Below are 284 nucleotides of genomic sequence, written 5' to 3'. Positions count from 1 at the left end.
GTGGCCGTCGGTATCGGCCTCGGGCGGGCGGCGGAAATAGTGGATCTCGCGCGTGGGCATGCAGTTGGCGTACTGCTGCGGCGCCTGGCCATGGCTCCACCACGGCGCGTTGCTGACGAAGAAGACCTTGAGCATCGGGAAGCCGTTGACGCTGTCCAGCTGCGCACCGATGTGCTCCGGCAGGCACTGCATCAGCTTGAGCAGCGGCAGGCGCGGCAGCGCCAGCACCAGGCGCTCGGCGCGCAGCGTGATCGGGCCGTTCTGCGTCGCGACATCGAGCGCCA

The 284-nt window shown here is 69.0% G+C and carries 1 protein-coding gene; it reads right to left on the bottom strand.

The window, feature by feature from the left end:
- A partial coding sequence (locus ACNQ0T_RS24070; protein ID WP_417930481.1) for a hypothetical protein occupies positions 1-284 on the bottom strand: 284 nt, incomplete at both ends.

Origin of the sequence: Enterobacter cloacae complex sp.6700776 (assembly GCF_048284255.1) — a bacterium.
Classification (GTDB): domain Bacteria; phylum Pseudomonadota; class Gammaproteobacteria; order Enterobacterales; family Enterobacteriaceae; genus Enterobacter; species Enterobacter intestinihominis.
The sequence above is the reverse complement of the archived record's forward strand: the minus strand, read 5'-3'. Positions and strand labels throughout refer to the sequence as shown.